Origin of the sequence: Streptomyces sp. RKAG337, from assembly GCF_023701715.1 — a bacterium.
Taxonomy (GTDB): domain Bacteria; phylum Actinomycetota; class Actinomycetes; order Streptomycetales; family Streptomycetaceae; genus Actinacidiphila.
The window spans coordinates 2,953,893-2,971,451 of record NZ_JAJOZA010000001.1 but is presented as its reverse complement, the minus strand read 5'-3'; the positions used below and the strand labels follow the sequence as shown (position 1 = coordinate 2,971,451).

Annotated in this window: 20 protein-coding genes; 18 read left to right on the top strand and 2 right to left on the bottom strand. The window is 67.5% G+C overall.

Annotated features, from left to right (window positions below; all coding sequences use genetic code 11):
* Positions 1 to 102: 102 nt before the first annotated feature.
* From LNW73_RS12935 to tuf, 5 genes are all read left to right on the top strand, one after another.
* A complete protein-coding gene (locus tag LNW73_RS12935) occupies positions 103 to 633 on the top strand; it encodes a DUF1707 and DUF4190 domain-containing protein (protein WP_308407666.1) in 531 nt (176 codons plus the stop codon).
* A gap of 292 nt (positions 634 to 925) precedes the next feature.
* Positions 926 to 1,297, top strand: coding sequence for a 30S ribosomal protein S12 (rpsL, locus tag LNW73_RS12930; protein WP_138352888.1), 372 nt, complete (start codon positions 926 to 928; stop codon positions 1,295 to 1,297).
* Between the two features lie 2 nt (positions 1,298 to 1,299).
* On the top strand, positions 1,300 to 1,770 hold the full coding sequence (gene rpsG, locus LNW73_RS12925) for a 30S ribosomal protein S7 (RefSeq protein WP_138352889.1): 471 nt from the start codon (positions 1,300 to 1,302) through the stop codon (positions 1,768 to 1,770).
* Positions 1,771 to 1,808: 38 nt separating this feature from the next.
* Entirely contained in the window at positions 1,809 to 3,944 is a 2,136-nt protein-coding gene (gene fusA / locus LNW73_RS12920) for an elongation factor G (RefSeq protein ID WP_250977268.1), read from the top strand.
* A 180-nt stretch (positions 3,945 to 4,124) separates the two neighbouring features.
* The gene (gene tuf, locus LNW73_RS12915) at positions 4,125 to 5,318 is read left to right on the top strand and encodes an elongation factor Tu (protein ID WP_250977269.1); all 1,194 of its coding nucleotides are present in this window, start codon (positions 4,125 to 4,127) and stop codon (positions 5,316 to 5,318) included.
* Positions 5,319 to 5,428: 110 nt separating this feature from the next.
* Here tuf and LNW73_RS12910 read toward each other — a convergent pair whose 3' ends face one another.
* The gene (locus LNW73_RS12910) at positions 5,429 to 7,522 is read right to left on the bottom strand and encodes a PIG-L family deacetylase (protein WP_250990000.1); all 2,094 of its coding nucleotides are present in this window, start codon (positions 7,520 to 7,522) and stop codon (positions 5,429 to 5,431) included.
* Positions 7,523 to 7,651: 129 nt separating this feature from the next.
* Here LNW73_RS12910 and LNW73_RS12905 point away from each other — a divergent pair, with 129 nt between their 5' ends.
* Both LNW73_RS12905 and LNW73_RS12900 read left to right on the top strand, forming a co-directional pair.
* On the top strand, positions 7,652 to 8,950 hold the full coding sequence (locus LNW73_RS12905; protein ID WP_250977271.1) for an MFS transporter: 1,299 nt from the start codon (positions 7,652 to 7,654) through the stop codon (positions 8,948 to 8,950).
* On the top strand, positions 8,947 to 9,966 hold the full coding sequence (locus LNW73_RS12900) for a hypothetical protein (RefSeq protein WP_250989999.1): 1,020 nt from the start codon (positions 8,947 to 8,949) through the stop codon (positions 9,964 to 9,966). The genes LNW73_RS12905 and LNW73_RS12900 overlap by 4 nt, the downstream gene beginning before the upstream one ends.
* Positions 9,967 to 10,068: 102 nt before the next feature.
* Here LNW73_RS12900 and LNW73_RS12895 read toward each other — a convergent pair whose 3' ends face one another.
* Positions 10,069 to 11,649, bottom strand: a complete 1,581-nt coding sequence (locus LNW73_RS12895; protein WP_250977273.1) for a N,N-dimethylformamidase beta subunit family domain-containing protein — start codon at positions 11,647 to 11,649, stop codon at positions 10,069 to 10,071.
* A 480-nt stretch (positions 11,650 to 12,129) separates the two neighbouring features.
* Between LNW73_RS12895 and rpsJ the strand changes: the two genes are divergently transcribed.
* From rpsJ to rpsQ, 11 genes are read left to right on the top strand one after another with little or no spacing between them, the layout of a single operon-like run.
* Positions 12,130 to 12,438 carry a 30S ribosomal protein S10 gene (gene rpsJ / locus LNW73_RS12890; RefSeq protein WP_138352895.1) on the top strand — a complete coding sequence of 103 codons (309 nt, stop codon included), beginning with the start codon at positions 12,130 to 12,132 and terminating at the stop codon, positions 12,436 to 12,438.
* A 13-nt stretch (positions 12,439 to 12,451) separates the two neighbouring features.
* The gene (gene rplC, locus LNW73_RS12885) at positions 12,452 to 13,096 is read left to right on the top strand and encodes a 50S ribosomal protein L3 (RefSeq protein WP_164297319.1); all 645 of its coding nucleotides are present in this window, start codon (positions 12,452 to 12,454) and stop codon (positions 13,094 to 13,096) included.
* A gap of 4 nt (positions 13,097 to 13,100) precedes the next feature.
* The gene (rplD, locus tag LNW73_RS12880; protein WP_138352897.1) at positions 13,101 to 13,778 is read left to right on the top strand and encodes a 50S ribosomal protein L4; all 678 of its coding nucleotides are present in this window, start codon (positions 13,101 to 13,103) and stop codon (positions 13,776 to 13,778) included.
* The gene (gene rplW, locus LNW73_RS12875) at positions 13,778 to 14,113 is read left to right on the top strand and encodes a 50S ribosomal protein L23 (RefSeq protein WP_250977274.1); all 336 of its coding nucleotides are present in this window, start codon (positions 13,778 to 13,780) and stop codon (positions 14,111 to 14,113) included. Before rplD ends, rplW begins: the two co-directional genes overlap by 1 nt.
* Positions 14,114 to 14,152: 39 nt before the next feature.
* A complete protein-coding gene (gene rplB / locus LNW73_RS12870; RefSeq protein WP_138352899.1) occupies positions 14,153 to 14,989 on the top strand; it encodes a 50S ribosomal protein L2 in 837 nt (278 codons plus the stop codon).
* Positions 14,990 to 15,001: 12 nt separating this feature from the next.
* On the top strand, positions 15,002 to 15,283 hold the full coding sequence (rpsS, locus tag LNW73_RS12865; protein WP_138352900.1) for a 30S ribosomal protein S19: 282 nt from the start codon (positions 15,002 to 15,004) through the stop codon (positions 15,281 to 15,283).
* A gap of 43 nt (positions 15,284 to 15,326) precedes the next feature.
* Positions 15,327 to 15,674 (top strand): 50S ribosomal protein L22, encoded by a 348-nt coding sequence (rplV, locus tag LNW73_RS12860; RefSeq protein WP_138352992.1) that lies wholly within the window; start codon positions 15,327 to 15,329, stop codon positions 15,672 to 15,674.
* Entirely contained in the window at positions 15,674 to 16,513 is an 840-nt protein-coding gene (gene rpsC, locus LNW73_RS12855; RefSeq protein ID WP_138352901.1) for a 30S ribosomal protein S3, read from the top strand. Before rplV ends, rpsC begins: the two co-directional genes overlap by 1 nt.
* Before the next feature lie 4 nt (positions 16,514 to 16,517).
* A complete protein-coding gene (gene rplP / locus LNW73_RS12850; RefSeq protein WP_138352902.1) occupies positions 16,518 to 16,937 on the top strand; it encodes a 50S ribosomal protein L16 in 420 nt (139 codons plus the stop codon).
* The gene (gene rpmC / locus LNW73_RS12845) at positions 16,937 to 17,164 is read left to right on the top strand and encodes a 50S ribosomal protein L29 (protein WP_138352903.1); all 228 of its coding nucleotides are present in this window, start codon (positions 16,937 to 16,939) and stop codon (positions 17,162 to 17,164) included. Before rplP ends, rpmC begins: the two co-directional genes overlap by 1 nt.
* Positions 17,164 to 17,448: a 30S ribosomal protein S17 gene (gene rpsQ, locus LNW73_RS12840; protein WP_138352904.1), complete on the top strand. Its 285-nt coding sequence runs from the start codon at positions 17,164 to 17,166 to the stop codon at positions 17,446 to 17,448. The genes rpmC and rpsQ overlap by 1 nt, the downstream gene beginning before the upstream one ends.
* Positions 17,449 to 17,559: the final 111 nt, after the last annotated feature.

The following is a 17,559-nucleotide window of genomic DNA, read 5'->3' as shown; positions in this document are numbered from 1 at the left end:
CCCTCCCGGGATGGCCGCCTTGCGGCTTTTCGCGGAACTTCGCACGCTCGCCGTGCGTCCGTCAGTATGGAGAGACCATTCCTAGGCGGGGAGGTGTCGCGCGTGTCACTCGATCCGTGGGGCAACGGGCGGCTGCCGCAGTCCGGCCAGGTGCCCGGCATGCTGGCGGCCGACGCCGACCGTGAGCGCACGGTGGACGTGCTGAAGGCCGCGTTCGCGGAGGGGCGGCTGCAGCAGCAGGAGTACGAGCACCGGATGTCCACCGCCTACCAGGCGCGTACCTACGGTGAGTTGCAGCTGCTGGTGCGGGACCTCCCGCAGGGCCCTTCGCCGATGTCGGCCCAGATGTCCCCGCCGATGGGCTATGTGCCGCGGACGTTCCTGCCGGCCCCGCCGCGGACGAACAGCTCCGCCATCGCCTCGTTCGTGTGCGGGCTGGCGGGCACCTTCACCCTCGTGACGGCGATCCCGGCGGTGATCCTCGGGCACAAGGCCCGCAAGGAGATCCGCCACAGCGGCGAGGCCGGGGACGGGTTCGCGGTCGCCGGCCTGGTGCTGGGCTGGATCGTGTCCGGGTTCCTCGGTCTGATCATGCTCATCGTGATGCTCGGCATGGTCTCCGGTTCCGGCTGAGCGCCGGCCCGGACGGGCGGCGTGTCCTGCGCTGATGCATTTGTTTTGACCGGAGCCGATGCGATAGGTACGATCTGACCTTGTGCCTGGGGTGTGCCCGGGTCCTTGCGCGTGCCCCCAGCCTCTGGCCGGGAGGTTACCGATATCGCACGGGGACACCGAGGCCGCGACACCCGACATACGTACGTTCCCTGCTCCACGGGGACGTGCGGGGTCCGCGACACACCCGACCGCGTGGGTCGGTGCCCCAGGTTAGTTTTATCGAGATCGGCACACAGAAACCGGAGAAACGGTGCCTACGATCCAGCAGCTGGTCCGGAACGGCCGGCAGGACAAGGTCAAGAAGAATATGACACCCGCGCTGAAGGGTTCCCCTCAGCGTCGCGGTGTTTGCACGCGTGTGTACACGACCACCCCGAAGAAGCCGAACTCGGCGCTTCGCAAGGTGGCCCGTGTGCGTCTGACCAGTGGGATTGAGGTCACCGCCTACATTCCGGGCGAGGGCCACAACCTCCAGGAGCACTCCATCGTGCTCGTGCGTGGCGGTCGTGTGAAGGACCTGCCGGGTGTTCGCTACAAGATCATCCGCGGCTCCCTGGACACCCAGGGCGTCAAGAACCGCAAGCAGGCCCGCAGCCGCTACGGCGCCAAGAAGGAGAAGTAAGCATGCCTCGTAAGGGTCCTGCCCCGAAGCGCCCGGTCATCATCGACCCGGTCTACGGATCTCCTCTGGTGACCTCGCTGGTCAACAAGATCCTCCTGCACGGCAAGCGTTCCACCGCCGAGCGGATCGTTTACGGCGCCCTCGAGGGCCTCAAGGAGAAGACCGGTACCGACCCGGTCATCACCCTGAAGCGCGCTCTTGAGAACATCAAGCCGACTCTGGAGGTCAAGTCCCGCCGCGTCGGCGGTGCGACCTACCAGGTGCCGGTCGAGGTTCGCCCCGCCCGTGCTTCCACGCTCGCGCTGCGCTGGCTCGTGGGTTACTCCCGCGCCCGCCGTGAGAAGACCATGACCGAGCGCCTGATGAACGAGCTGCTGGACGCCAGCAACGGTCTCGGTGCCTCGGTCAAGCGTCGTGAAGACACGCACAAGATGGCCGAGTCGAACAAGGCCTTCGCGCACTACCGCTGGTAGTCACTACCCACATCGAGACCGAGAGAAGACTGAGCCTAATGGCCACCACTTCGCTTGACCTGGCCAAGGTCCGCAACATTGGGATCATGGCCCACATCGACGCGGGCAAGACGACGACCACCGAGCGGATCCTGTTCTACACCGGTGTCTCTTACAAGATCGGTGAAGTCCACGATGGCGCAGCCACCATGGACTGGATGGAGCAGGAGCAGGAGCGCGGCATCACGATCACGTCGGCCGCGACGACCTGCCACTGGCCGCTGAACGATGTCGATCACACGATCAACATCATCGACACCCCGGGGCACGTCGACTTCACGGTCGAGGTGGAGCGTTCGCTCCGCGTCCTCGACGGTGCCGTCACGGTGTTCGACGGTGTTGCCGGTGTTGAGCCGCAGTCCGAGACCGTTTGGCGTCAGGCGGACCGCTACGGCGTGCCGCGCATCTGTTTCGTCAACAAGCTCGACCGGACCGGTGCCGAGTTCCACCGCTGCGTCGACATGATCGTGGACCGCCTCGGTGCGGTTCCGCTGGTCATGCAGCTGCCCATCGGCACTGAGATGGACTTCAAGGGTGTCGTCGACCTCGTCGCCATGAAGGCGATGGTGTGGTCCGCCGAGGCCACCAAGGGCGAGATGTACGACACCGTCGACATCCCGAGCTCGCACGTCGAAGCCGCCCAGGAATGGCGTGGCAAGCTCCTCGAGACCATCGCGGAGCACGACGACGAGATGATGGAGCTGTTCCTCGAGGGCCAGGAGCCCAGCGAAGAGCAGCTGATGGCCGCGATCCGTCGCGCCACCATCGCCTCGACCGACTCGGAGCACCAGGGCAAGCCGACCTTCACGCCGGTGTTCTGTGGCAGCGCGTTCAAGAACAAGGGCGTTCAGCCCCTGCTCGACGCCGTTGTCCGTTACCTGCCCTCCCCCCTGGACATCGAGGCCATCGAAGGCCACGACGTCAAGGACCCCTCGATCGTCGTGAAGCGCCAGCCTTCCGAGGACGAGCCGTTCTCCGGTCTTGCATTCAAGATCATGAGCGACCCGCACCTCGGCAAGCTCACCTTCGTCCGGGTTTACTCGGGCCGCCTGGAGACCGGCACCTCGGTGCTGAACTCCGTCAAGGGCAAGAAGGAGCGCATCGGCAAGATCTACCGTATGCACGCGAACAAGCGTGAGGAGATCGCGGCCGTGGGCGCCGGCGACATCATCGCCGTCATGGGCCTGAAGCAGACCACCACCGGTGAGACGCTGTGCGACGAGAAGAAGCCGGTCATCCTGGAGTCCATGGACTTCCCGGCCCCGGTCATTCAGGTCGCGATCGAGCCCAAGTCCAAGGGTGACCAGGAGCGGCTGGGCGTCGCCATTCAGCGTCTCGCTGAAGAGGACCCCTCGTTCCAGGTGCACTCCGACGAGGAGACCGGCCAGACCATCATCGGTGGTATGGGCGAGCTTCACCTCGAGGTGCTCGTCGACCGCATGAAGCGCGAGTTCCGCGTCGAGGCGAACGTCGGCAAGCCCCAGGTCGCATACCGCGAGACGATCCGCAAGACTGTCGACCGGATCGACTACACGCACAAGAAGCAGACTGGTGGCACCGGCCAGTTCGCGAAGGTACAGATCTCGATGGAGCCCATCGAGGGCGGCGACGCCTCGTACGAATTCGTGAACAAGGTCACCGGTGGCCGCATCCCCCGTGAGTACATCCCCTCGGTGGACGCGGGCGCACAGGAAGCCATGAAGTTCGGCATCCTGGCCGGTTACGAGATGGTGGGTGTTCGCATCACCCTTCTCGACGGTGGCTACCACGAGGTTGACTCCTCCGAGCTCGCCTTCAAGATCGCCGGTTCGCAGGCGTTCAAGGAGGGTGCTCGCAGGGCGAGCCCCGTACTGCTCGAGCCGATGATGGCCGTTGAGGTCACCACGCCCGAGGACTACATGGGCGACGTCATCGGCGACCTGAACTCCCGCCGTGGCCAGATTCAGGCCATGGAGGAGCGCAGCGGCGCCCGTGTCGTCAAGGGTCTCGTGCCCCTGTCGGAGATGTTCGGCTACGTCGGAGACCTCCGCAGCAAGACCTCGGGTCGCGCAAGCTACTCGATGCAGTTCGACTCCTACGCCGAGGTTCCGCGGAACGTCGCTGAGGAGATCATCGCGAAGGCCAAGGGCGAGTAGCGCTCAATTCGCAGTGTTGCTCAACCCTTAGGCTTGACAGCAGGCATCGGGGCATTCGCCACAATCCACAGGGCTTCGGTCCCGAGTAGCGTGGCGGATGCCCCGGCAGCCCGCATTCCAGCAAAGATCACCTGGCGCCGATGAAGCAAGGCGTACAGAACCACTCCCAGGAGGACCCCAGTGGCGAAGGCGAAGTTCGAGCGGACTAAGCCGCACGTCAACATCGGCACCATCGGTCACATCGACCACGGTAAGACGACGCTGACCGCGGCGATTACCAAGGTGCTGCATGACGCGTACCCGGACCTGAACGAGGCCTCGGCCTTCGACCAGATCGACAAGGCTCCTGAGGAGCGCCAGCGCGGTATCACGATCTCGATCGCGCACGTCGAGTACCAGACGGAGTCGCGTCACTACGCGCACGTCGACTGCCCCGGTCACGCGGACTACATCAAGAACATGATCACGGGTGCGGCGCAGATGGACGGCGCCATCCTCGTTGTCGCCGCGACCGACGGCCCGATGCCGCAGACCAAGGAGCACGTGCTCCTGGCCCGCCAGGTCGGCGTTCCGTACATCGTCGTCGCCCTGAACAAGGCCGACATGGTGGACGACGAGGAGATCCTGGAGCTCGTCGAGCTCGAGGTCCGTGAGCTCCTCTCCGAGTACGACTTCGACGGTGACGACCTCCCGGTCGTCCGCGTCTCCGCACTCAAGGCGCTCGAGGGCGACAAGGAGTGGGGCGAGAAGCTTCTCGGTCTGATGAAGGCTGTCGACGAGAACATCCCCACCCCGGCTCGTGACGTCGAGAAGCCGTTCCTCATGCCGATCGAGGACGTCTTCACGATCACCGGTCGTGGCACCGTCGTCACCGGTCGTATCGAGCGCGGTGTGCTCAAGGTCAACGAGACTGTCGACATCATCGGCATCAAGGAGACCAAGACCACCACCACGGTCACGGGCATCGAGATGTTCCGCAAGCTGCTCGACGAGGGCCAGGCGGGCGAGAACGTCGGTCTGCTCCTCCGTGGCATCAAGCGCGAGGACGTCGAGCGCGGCCAGGTCATCATCAAGCCGGGTACGGTCACGCCGCACACCGAGTTTGAGGCCCAGGCCTACATCCTGTCGAAGGACGAGGGTGGCCGTCACACCCCCTTCTTCAACAACTACCGTCCGCAGTTCTACTTCCGGACGACCGACGTGACCGGCGTTGTGACCCTCCCCGAGGGCACCGAGATGGTCATGCCGGGCGACAACACCGCCATGACGGTCGCGCTGATCCAGCCGATCGCCATGGAAGAGGGCCTGAAGTTCGCCATCCGCGAGGGTGGCCGCACCGTGGGCGCCGGCCAGGTCGTCAAGATCACCAAGTGATCTGACGCTCTAGCGAGCAACACACCGAGGGCCCTGCCCCACCGTTCGCGGTGGGGCAGGGCCCTCGGCTTTTTCCTGGGACCTTCCGCGGGGGAGGGGTCCCCCCGCGGCTACGCCGTGGACTCCGTCTCGGCCCGCCAGACCCACGGGGTCGCGGCGAAGTCCAGGCCGACGACGTACGCCCGGCCGTCGGGGCCGTGCAGCAGCGTGGGGGTGCCGACCGGGAGCGCGAACGGCGGCCGCTTGAGCGGCCGGCCGGGCTGTGCGGTGTCCACGAGCTTGACGGTGCCGTCGAGCTCCTTGCCGAGCAGCAGCAGGCCGCGGTGCCCGCTGCGGGCCGGCGCGGCGCCGACCGCGACATCGGCGTAGCCGCCGTACCCGCTCAGCTGGGCGGGGGTCAGCACGCTGTCCCGTGACGCGGTGCCGTCGACGGTGCGCAGCACCAACTCCCCGGTCACCGGCCGCCGGTAGGCGACCGTGAGGGAGCCGTCGGGGGCGAGCGCCGCGGACGGGGGCTCGCCGGGCTGCGGCATGCCCTTCAGCGCCTGGAACGCCATCGGCTGTCCGGGCGCGGGCTGCGTCCAGTGGTGGACGGTGTCGCGGCCGGCGGCGAAGACGTGGATCCGGGCCCGGCCGTCGAGCACCACCGCCAGGCCGTCCTGCACCTCGTCGCCGCCGAGGTCGCGCCAGGCGCCCCACTTCCCGTCGGGCTCCCTGACCTTGGTCCAGACACCCTTGGCGGCGCTGCGGACGAAGAGGTGGACCCGCCCGTCGGGGGTGGCCATCGCGACCGGACAGCCGATCCGGCGGCCGTTGTCCTCGGTGCGCTCGGGGTTGCCCATGCCGGTCCAGGCCCGGAACGCGCCGTCGGGGGAGCTCTGTTCCAGCAGGACGATCTCGCGTGAGTTGTGCCCGCCCTGGCCCTGCAGGGAGGAGAACCGCAGGGCGAAGAGCAGCCGGCGGCCCGTGCTGTCCTTCACGGCGGCCAGAGCGGGGGCCAGCGGCCCGCCGCCGAGGTCCTGGGGATCGCTCCACTGGCCGCTGCCGGCGGCGCTCTCCTGCCAGCGCACGGCCCGGGTGCCGAGCACGCTGAACGCCTCCAGCCGGCCGTCGGCGCCGGCGAAGGCCGCCGGCCGGGCGCCGGAGTAGCGGTAGTGGGTGGAGCGCACCCAGCCCTTGGGGTTGGTGAGCGGGGTGTTCTGGCCGACGCCGTAGTCCCCGCAGCCGGCGGCGTTGCCGCAGTCCCAGTCCGGATCCCCGCCGTACGGGAGGAGGTACTGGTTCTTCTCCCGGACCACGGACTGCGGGAGATTGCGGGGCCAGCGCTGGTTGTAGTACCCGCGGTAGGCGGTGGTCACGAAGCGCGGCACGTCGCCGTCCGCCTCGGCGCTGTCGGCCACCCACTGGGCGAGCGCCTTCCAGGCGAAGAGCGCGGCGGGTGTGTGGTCGCGGTGGTCGGAGTAGCCGTTCTGGTCGCTGTTCTGGTGGTGGGCCGCGTCGTGCACCTGGATGTCGGGATCGGGGTCCAGGGTCTGTACGAGGGTCGGCTGGTAGCGCTCCAGCAGCGCGGCCAGCGAGTCCACCAGGGTCCGGTGGCTCACCTTGGTGGACCGTGCGACGGGGGAGCCGGTGGCCACCACGGTGTCCAGAGTGATGCCGGGGACCGCCCAGAGGTGGGGGAGTCCCATCAGGTTCGGGTTCCCCTCGCCCATCGACAGGTTCACGAAGACCAGATCGGCCCGGCGCTCGCCGTTCGCCAGCTGGTCGAGCTCGACGGTGAGGCCGCCGGTGAGCCGCAGCGCGGAATGGCGCCACGGAGTGAACTTGTCGAGGCCGAGCATGGTCGCGTACGCCTGGCGCAGCCCCTGGTGGCGGGCGGAGGAGTACGCCTGCCAGTTGGCTTTGGGCGTGGGGGTGCGCGGCGCGTGGTTCACGCCCACGGATTCGCCGGCCGTCACGTAGACCGAGACCACCGGCACGCCGCTGCGCACGGCGTGCAGGGTGTCGGGGTTCATGAAGTACAGGTCGTCATCCGGGTGCGCGAGGACCTGGAGGAGCAGCGGCTTGGCGCCGGGCCGGTAGGCCTGGACGGCGCTCGGGTCGGAACCGGTGACCGGTTTCGCGTCGGACGGCGTGCTGGTGCAGCCGGCCGCGGCGGCCGCGGTTGCGATGGCTGTGGCGACAAGTAGTTCCCTGCGGGACAACCTTCGCCTCGTAGAGACGCTCACAACAGATAGGAGCGTTCGGACGGCTCCGAGGTTGCGTGCGAAAACCTGCACGCCGGCTGACCTAGGGTGGTCCGTCGGGTTACCAGGGCGTTAAGGGAGCGATGCGTGTATCTGTCGGAGACCCGGGCCAGCGACAAGGCCCGGTCCGAGGGCGAACGGCCGGGCCGCCGCCGGGGACTGCGCGGACTGGTGTCGGCGAACGTCTTCGCGCTCGGGATGACGAGCCTGATCACCGACATCTCCTCGGAGATGGTCACCGCGGTCCTTCCCGTGTACCTGGTCACCGGACTCGGTCTGAGCATGCTGCAGTTCGGCTTCCTGGACGGCGTCTACTCGGGGTCGACGGCGCTGCTGCGGATCGTCGGCGGCTATCTCGCGGACAAGTTCACCGCACGCAAGGCCGTGGCAGGCTCCGGCTACCTCATGTCGGCGGTGACCAAGCTGGGATTCCCCCTGGTGGGCTCCTCGGTGCCGGGCATCGGGATGATGATGGCCGTCGACCGGGCGGGCAAGGGGATCAGAACCGCCCCGCGTGACGCGCTGATCTCGCTGTCCACCCCGCCGGAGTCGCAGGGCCGGGCGTTCGGCGTGCACCGGGCGATGGACACCGTCGGCGCCTTCATCGGCCCGGTCATCGCCTTCGCCCTGATGTCGATGATGAGCACCTCGCTGGGCACCGCTTACGACGCCGTGTTCGTGGTGAGCTTCTGCATCGGCGCGATCGGCGTGGTGGCCCTCGCGCTGTTCGTCCGGGATCCGTTCACGCGGAAGAAGACCGCCCGGGTCGCGGTCTCGCTGCGCGCCGGGCTGGGGATGCTCGGCAACGCGTCGTTCCGGCGGGCCTGCATCGGGGCCTGCCTGCTCGGCCTGGCGACGGTGTCCGACGCGTTCGTCTACCTGGCGCTGCAGAACCGCACCGACCTGGCGATCTCCTGGTTCCCGCTGCTGCCGCTGGGCACGACCGGCGTCTACCTGCTGGCGGCGGTGCCGCTGGGCGGGCTGGCCGACCGGATCGGCCGCTGGAAGATCTTCCTGGCCGGGCACGCCTGCCTGATCGCCGCCTATCTGCTGATCGGCGGCGTCCTGGACCTGCGGGGCACCGCCCTGATCCTCGTCGTCCTGGCCCTGCACGGGCTGTTCTACGCGGCGACCGACGGCGTCCTGATGGCGCACGCCGGGCCGCTGATCCCCGAGGAGCTGCGCACCAGCGGGCTGTCCGTGCTGCAGACCACCCAGACCCTGGGCCGTTCCGTCTCCTCCGTGGCGTTCGGTGCCGCGTGGATGCGCTGGGGCCCGGAGAACACCATTCAAGGATTCACCGTCGCTCTGACGGCCGCCGTGCTGCTGTGCATGGTGCTGCTGCGGCCGGGTGCCGCCCACGGCCCCGAGGTGGCCGACGTATGAAGAACCGGATCATAGTTTTCGCGGTGTGCGTGGCCGTGCTGGCCTCGGTGGCCATCGGGTACACCGTGTACGCCCTGCAGCGCGACAAGGCCCGCGCCGAGGGCGGCGAGGGAGTGCGCCCGGTCGCCGGAGCCGTCGACCTCGCCCCGGGCGGCAGCGCCCGGCTGATATTCCGCGACACGGCCAAGGGCCCCGGCTTCGGCCGGCTGGCCGAGGTGCCGATCGGCAGCCCGGGCAGTGGCCGGAAGGTCGACACACAGGCCTGTGAGCGCAGTTACGCGGCGGCCGGCCGGCTGCTCTGTCTGGCCGGCCAGAACGGCCTGGTCGTGCACCACTACGCGGAGCTGCGCGACAGCGGTATGAAGCTGCTCAAGCGGATCCAGCTGCCCGGCCTGCCCAGCCGCGCCCGGCTCTCCGCCGACGGCCGGATGGCGGCCTGGACGGCGTTCGTCTACGGGGACTCGTACACCTCGGCCGGCTTCTCCACCCGCACCGGCATCTACGACTCGGGCACCGACACGCTGGTGCCGTCCCTGGAGACGTTCGAGGTCCGCCGGGACGGCAAGGACTTCACACCGCCGGACCGGAACTTCTGGGGGGTGTCGTTCCTGAAGGACGACAACACCTTCTACGCGACGCTGGGCAGCTCCTCCAGCGGCGGCACGTTCCTGGTCCGCGGCGACTTCGCGGCCCGCACGATGACCGTGCTGCGGCAGAACGTGGAGTGCCCGTCGCTCTCCCCTGACGGCACCCGGCTGGTCTTCAAGAAGAAGGTCTCCGACGACCCGTCCAAGCCCTGGCGGCTGTACGTGCTGGACCTGGCGACCCTGCGGGAGACGGCGCTCGCCGAGACCCGCAGCGTGGACGACCAGGGCGACTGGCTGGACGACCGCACCATCGCCTACTCCCTGCCGACCGGCAGCAGCGCCTTCGACGTGTGGAAGCAGCCCGCGGACGGTTCGGGCCGGCCGCAGCTGATGGTGTCGGGCGCCTACGGGCCGAGCGTGGTGCGCTGAGCGCTCCCCGCCCGGCCGGACCCTGCAGGCCCGGACCCCGCCCGGCCGGATCCCGCAGGCCCGGACCCCGCCCGGCCGGATCCCGCCCGGCCGGAGCGGGCTCTAGTGCGCGAAGGACATCGTGCTGGGCGGTGAGACGTACCGGGCGTAGTTGTCCCGCGCCGGGTACGTGCGGCCGGCGGGCCCGGCGGCGAAGACCCGCAGGATGTTCTCGGAGACCTGGCGGGCGAACTCCCCGGACGCCTCGGGCACCCGCTGCTCGCCGCCCTGGTCCCGGCAGCCGGTGTTGCCGTAGACGCTGCAGGCCCAGCTCATGGTGCCGGTGGCGAAGACCCCGGCGCCCGAAGGCACCGTGTAGTAGGCGGCGTTGGCCCGGGTCTTCGCGCCGCGGCAGGTCAGCGGGGAGTCCCCGACGACCTGGATCGGGCGCGGCACCGGGACGCCGGCCATCAGCCGGTCCGACTCCACGCCGACCAGCCCGATGTACTTGCTGCCGGCCTTGGCGCCGGTGCCGCGGAACATCCACGCGTCCGGGTCGGTGACGACGAACGGCGCGTAGACCGGGTTGCACTCGTACAGCACGCCGGTGAGGACGCTCTCCGGGCGCGGGTCGGGCGGCAGCCGCCACTGCTGGGTGGCCTGGCTGGGGTCCTTGAGGATCATCGGGTCCTCCGACGGATCCTTGTAGACCACCACCACGCGGTCCTTGCCCAGCGAGCTGGGCTCCAGCCGTATGTGCCGGTAGGCGGCGTTGGAAGAGAAGAAGGCGATGTTCACGCCGGCGTCGCGGATCTTGAGGGTGTTGTCGCGCATCCCCGCCGACCAGTACTCGTCGTGCCCGGGGAAGATCACCGAGCGGGCGCCGCGGAACAGCTCGGCCGAGTTGTCGAGGTCGGTGTCGGTCTCGTAGGCGAGCGGTATGCCCATCCGCTCCGCGATGCTGAGCATCGGCAGCTCGTACCAGTTGAAGGGCGAGCCCTTGCCGTCGTACGGCCGGTCGAAGCTGGCCTTGCGCGAGCGCTTGGCGTAGCCGGGTCCCGAGGTGCCGCGGGAGTCGCCGTAGACATTGGTGCCGCCGCCCCACTTGTTGTACGCGGCCCAGGTGGTGACGGCGTTCACGAACACGGTGCGGCCGACGGTGGAGGTGGAGCGGATCGTCAGCGTCACCCACCGGTCGTGGCCCTGGCTGGAGACGAGCTTCAGCAGATAGCTGCCCTGCGGCCAGTTCTCGGTGTTCACCGTCAGGGACGGCTTCCAGGGCGCGCTGATCAGGTATATGCCGGGCACCGTCTTCGGGCCCGCCTGCCGCTCGCCGTGCTGAGCGGCCGACGACCAGACCTTGCGGCCCTGCTTCCCCTGGTACCAGCCCATCCGGTACGCCTCGACGTGGAAGCTCTTCGCGGTGGTGGAGACGAACAGCCGAAACGATTCTCCTGAGGTGACGCTGACATGGTCGGCGTACCCCTCGATCGCGTCGGACGGCCCCGGGTCGCGCAGCCGCCAACCGGTGCTGCCGGGCCGCCGGTTCTCCTCCGTCACCGACCAGGTGTCCATGTCGAGCGGCGGTGCGGCCTTGGGGGTCCTGGCGGGCGGGGTCACCGGGCCGTCGCCGGGGGTGCCGCACGCGCCGGCGAACAGCGCGAGGACGACCGTGAGCAGTACCAGACGGGGCAGCCTCTTCAACGAACACTCTTTCTCGTCCGACGGGTCCCCGCCATGTCAGGGAACTCCGCAGATGAGGACCGTCCGGGGGAGCCTTTGGTTGCTCCGCCCGCCCAGGTGGTACTGTCACCGGCTCGATTGGCGTGGAGTGTGCCCCATATGGCACACTAGCCAAGTTGCTCGGTCGAGCGCCGATGCTGCGCGCCTCCCGTCGGGAGGACCGGAAGCGAGTCCCACAGTACTCGTCGTCATGATCCGCCTCTTGGTGGCCTGACGGACGTACGGGAATCTTCCGGGAAGCGTTAGTGCGGTTCCGATCAGGCACCCGGTGGGATTTTTCACCACATCCTGCGGTCAGAGCGCCGCGCTTCCTTCTCCGAGGGATTTCCGCTTGCGGAAATTTATGAGAAGGGGTGCGACACGCCCGACCGCGTGGGTCGGCGGAGAGTCAGTACCTGCCGGGTTCCAGAGCGTTACGAGACAAAGGACTACGGAGTAGCCATGGCGGGACAGAAGATCCGCATCCGGCTCAAGGCGTACGACCACGAGGTCATCGATTCGTCGGCGAAGAAGATCGTCGAAACGGTGACGCGTACTGGTGCGCACGTCGCAGGCCCGGTGCCGCTGCCCACTGAGAAGAACGTGTACTGCGTCATCAAGTCGCCGCACAAGTACAAGGATGCGCGCGAGCACTTCGAGATGCGCACCCACAAGCGGCTCATCGACATTCTCGACCCCACGCCGAAGACGGTTGACTCGCTGATGCGTCTCGACCTCCCGGCTGGCGTCGACATCGAGATCAAGCTCTGAGGTGACGCGCGAGATGGCTAAGAGCATTAAGGGCGTCCTGGGCGAGAAGCTCGGCATGACGCAGGTCTGGGACGAGAACAACCGCATTGTGCCGGTGACCGTCATCAAGGCCGGCCCGTGTGTCGTGACCCAGGTCCGCACCAACGACGTCGACGGCTACGAGTCGGTTCAGATCGCCTTCGGCGAGATTGACCCGCGCAAGGTGAACAAGCCCCTCAAGGGTCACTTCGCCAAGGCCGACGTAACCCCGCGCCGCCACCTGGTGGAGCTTCGTACGCCTGACGCCAGCGAGTACACGCTGGGCCAGGAGATCACCGCTGCGACCTTCGAGTCCGGTGTCAAGGTCGATGTGACCGGCACCAGCAAGGGCAAGGGTTTCGCCGGTGTCATGAAGCGTCACAACTTCAAGGGTCTCGGCGCCGGTCACGGCGTTCAGCGCAAGCACCGTTCCCCCGGCTCCATCGGTGGCTGTGCCACCCCGGGTCGTGTCTTCAAGGGCATGAAGATGGCCGGCCGGATGGGTGGAGAGCGTGTGACCACACAGAATCTGACCGTCCACGCCGTTGACGCGGAGAAGGGCCTGCTCCTCATCAAGGGAGCGGTACCTGGTCCGAACGGCGGCCTCATCCTGGTCCGTACCGCGGCCAAGGGGGCTTGAGGATATGAGCACCATTGACATCCTGTCGCCCGCGGGCGACAAGACCGGGAGCCTTGAGCTTCCCGCCGAGATCTTCGACGCCAAGGTCAGCATTCCGCTGATCCACCAGGTCGTCGTGGCGCAGCTCGCTGCCGCCCGCCAGGGCACGCACAGCACCAAGCGTCGCGGCGAGGTCCGCGGTGGTGGGCGCAAGCCTTACCGCCAGAAGGGCACCGGCCGCGCCCGCCAGGGTTCGACCCGCGCTCCGCAGTTCGCGGGCGGTGGCGTCGTCCACGGTCCGAAGCCGCGTGACTACTCCCAGCGGACGCCGAAGAAGATGATCCGGGCCGCCCTCCTCGGCGCCCTGACCGACCGGGCGCGTCACTCCCGCATTCACGTCGTCTCCGGCGTGATCGAGGGCACGACGCCTTCCACGAAGTCCGCCAAGACGCTGTTCGGCAAGATCTCGGAGCGTAAGAACGTGCTCCTGGTCGTCGAGCGCGCTGACGAGGCCGCGTGGCTGTCCGCCCGCAACCTGCCCCAGGTACACATCCTGGAAGCCGGTCAGCTGAACACCTACGACGTGCTCGTCTCCGACGAAGTGGTCTTCACGAAGGATGCCTTCGAGCGTTTCGTGGCGGGTCCCGCCGCGTCCGCCAAGGCCGTTGCCTCCGAGGATGAGCTCGAAGGGAACGACGCCTGATGAGTGAGACCAAGATCGCCGCGGTCGTCACCAGCAAGACCTTCACGGATCCCCGTGACATCCTGGTCAAGCCGGTGGTTTCCGAGAAGAGCTACGCGCTCCTGGACGAGAACAAGTACACGTTCATCGTCGCGCCGGGCAGCAATAAGACCCAGATCAAGCAGGCCGTCGAGGCGGTCTTCTCGGTCAAGGTCACCGGGGTCAACACGATCAACCGGCAGGGTAAGCGCAAGCGCACCAAGACCGGTTTCGGCAAGCGCAAGGACACCAAGCGCGCCATCGTGACCCTCGCTGAGGGCGACCGAATCGACATCTTCGGCGGCCCGGTCTCCTAACGGAGTCCGTGTCGTCCGATATCGGACGAGGACTGAGAAATGGGTATCCGCAAGTACAAGCCGACGACGCCGGGCCGTCGTGGCTCCAGCGTCGCCGACTTCGTCGAGATCACGCGGTCCACGCCGGAGAAGTCGCTGGTCCGCCCCCTGCACAGCAAGGGCGGGCGTAACAGCTCGGGTCGCATCACTGTTCGCCACCAGGGTGGCGGTCACAAGCGTGCTTACCGAGTCATCGACTTCCGTCGTCATGACAAGGACGGCGTTCCGGCGAAGGTCGCTCACATTGAGTACGACCCGAACCGCACCGCACGCATCGCGCTGCTGCACTACGCAGACGGCGAGAAGCGCTACATCATTGCCCCGGCCAAGCTGAGCCAGGGCGACCGGGTTGAGAACGGCCCCACGGCCGACATCAAGCCGGGCAACAACCTCCCGCTGCGCAACATCCCGGTGGGTACGACCATCCACGCTATCGAGCTGCGTCCCGGCGGCGGCGCGAAGATCTCCCGTTCCGCGGGTGCTTCGGTCCAGCTGCTGGCGAAGGAGGGCTCCATGGCCACCCTTCGTATGCCGTCCGGTGAGGTCCGCCTGGTCGACGTCCGCTGCCGCGCCACTGTTGGCGAGGTCGGCAACGCCGAGCAGTCGAACATCAACTGGGGCAAGGCCGGCCGTATGCGCTGGAAGGGCGTCCGCCCGACCGTCCGCGGTGTCGCGATGAACCCTGTCGACCACCCGCACGGTGGTGGTGAGGGTAAGACCTCCGGTGGTCGCCACCCGGTCTCCCCGTGGGGTCAGAAGGAGGGTCGTACTCGCTCGCCGAAGAAGGCAAGCAGCAAGTACATCGTCCGCCGCCGCAAGACGAACAAGAAGCGCTAGGAGCAGGTTTAGATGCCGCGCAGTCTCAAGAAGGGGCCCTTCGTCGACGACCACCTCATCAAGAAGGTGGACGTACAGAACGAGGCAGGCACCCACAACGTCATCAAGACCTGGTCCCGCCGCTCCATGATCATTCCGGCGATGCTGGGCCACACGATCGCGGTGCACAACGGCAAGATCCACGTCCCGGTGTTCGTCACCGAGTCCATGGTCGGCCACAAGCTCGGCGAATTCTCGCCGACCCGCACGTTCCGCGGCCACGTCAAGGACGACCGCAAGACGAAGCGTCGCTGATCGGCGGAGTGCGAAGACTATGACTGACACCGAAGGGACAACCATGGAAGCCAGGGCCCAGGCGCGGTACATCCGCGTCACGCCCATGAAGGCCCGCCGCGTGGTGGACCTCATCCGTGGCATGAATGCCACGGAGGCTCAGGCGGTCCTGCGTTTCGCCCCGCAGGCCGCGAGCGTGCCGGTAGGCAAGGTGCTTGACAGCGCCATTGCCAACGCCGCGCACAACTACGACCACTCCGATGCCGAGTCTCTCGTCATCACTGAGGCGTATGTCGACGAAGGTCCGACCCTGAAGCGGTTCCGTCCGCGTGCCCAGGGCCGTGCCTACCGGATCCGCAAGCGGACCAGCCACATCACCGTGGTCGTCAGCAGCAAGGAAGGGACCCGGTAATGGGCCAGAAGGTTAACCCGTACGGGTTCCGGCTCGGAATTACCACGGACTTCAAGTCTCGTTGGTACGCCGACAAGCTGTACAAGGACTACGTCAAGGAAGACGTCGCCATCCGCAAGATGATGACGCAGGGCATGGAGCGCGCCGGCATCTCGAAGGTTGAGATCGAGCGCACCCGTGACCGTGTGCGTGTGGACATCCACACCGCGCGTCCCGGCATCGTCATCGGCCGTCGTGGTGCCGAGGCCGACCGCATCCGCGGCGACCTGGAGAAGCTGACCGGCAAGCAGGTGCAGCTGAACATCCTCGAGGTCAAGAACCCCGAGATGGACGCTCAGCTGGTGGCCCAGGCCGTCGCCGAGCAGCTCTCCTCGCGTGTCTCCTTCCGTCGTGCCATGCGTAAGAGCATGCAGGGCACCATGAAGGCCGGCGCCAAGGGCATCAAGATCCAGTGTGGTGGCCGTCTCGGCGGCGCCGAGATGTCCCGCTCCGAGTTCTACCGCGAAGGCCGTGTGCCGCTGCACACCCTGCGCGCCAATGTGGACTACGGCTTCTTCGAGGCCAAGACCACCTTCGGCCGCATCGGTGTGAAGGTGTGGATCTACAAGGGCAACGTCAAGAACATCGCAGAGGTTCGCGCCGACAACGCCGCGGCCCGTGCGGGCAACCGCCCGTCGCGTGGTCCCGGCGCCGGTGGAACCGACCGTCCGCAGCGCCGCGGTGGCGAGCGCGGCGGCCGTGGCCGTAAGCCCCAGACGGACGGCGGTTCGGCTCCCAAGGCCGAGGCCCCCGCCGCTGTCGAGGCTCCGGCTGCGGACACTCCCGGAACGGAGGCCTGACCCAATGCTGATCCCCCGCAGGGTCAAGCACCGCAAGCAGCACCACCCGAAGCGCTCGGGCATGGCCAAGGGCGGCACCGAACTCGCGTTCGGTGAGTACGGCCTGCAGGCCGTTACCCCGGCCTATGTGACGAACCGGCAGATCGAGTCCGCTCGTATCTCCATCACCCGTCACATCAAGCGCGGCGGCAAGGTCTGGATCAACATTTACCCGGACCGTCCGCTGACCAAGAAGCCTGCTGAGACCCGCATGGGTTCCGGTAAGGGTTCGCCGGAGTGGTGGATCGCGAACGTCAAGCCCGGTCGGGTGATGTTCGAGCTGTCCTTCCCGAACGAGAAGGTTGCCAAGGAGGCGCTCACCCGCGCCGCCCACAAGCTTCCGATGAAGTGCCGCATTGTGCGGCGCGAGGCAGGTGAATCGTGATGGCGGCCGGCACCACTAAGGCCACCGAGCTGCGCACGCTGGGCGACGAGGAACTCCTCGCCAAGCTGAGCGAAGCCAAGGAGGAGCTGTTCAACCTCCGCTTCCAAGCGGCCACGGGACAGCTCGAGAACAACAACCGGCTCAAGGTAGTCCGCAAGGACATCGCCCGGATCTACACCTTGATGCGCGAGCGCGAGCTGGGCATCGAGACGGTGGAGAGCGCCTGATGAGCGAGAAGAATGTGACTGAGACCTCCGAGCAGCGCGGCTTCCGCAAGACCCGTGAGGGCCTTGTGGTCAGCGACAAGATGGACAAGACCGTAGTGGTCGCCGTCGAGGACCGTGTGAAGCACGCCCTGTACGGCAAGGTCATCCGGCGCACCAACAAGCTCAAGGCGCACGACGAGCAGAACGCTGCCGGCATCGGCGACCGTGTCCTCCTCATGGAGACCCGGCCGACCTCTGCCACCAAGCGCTGGCGCGTCGTGGAGATCCTCGAGAAGGCCAAGTAATCCCTGAGGGCCCCAAAAAAATAAGGGGCCCTCAGGACCGTTCCGTCAGGCTCGGTGGGGGCGGGGCAACCCGCCCCCACCGGGAACCGACGCGACAAACAGGAGATAGAC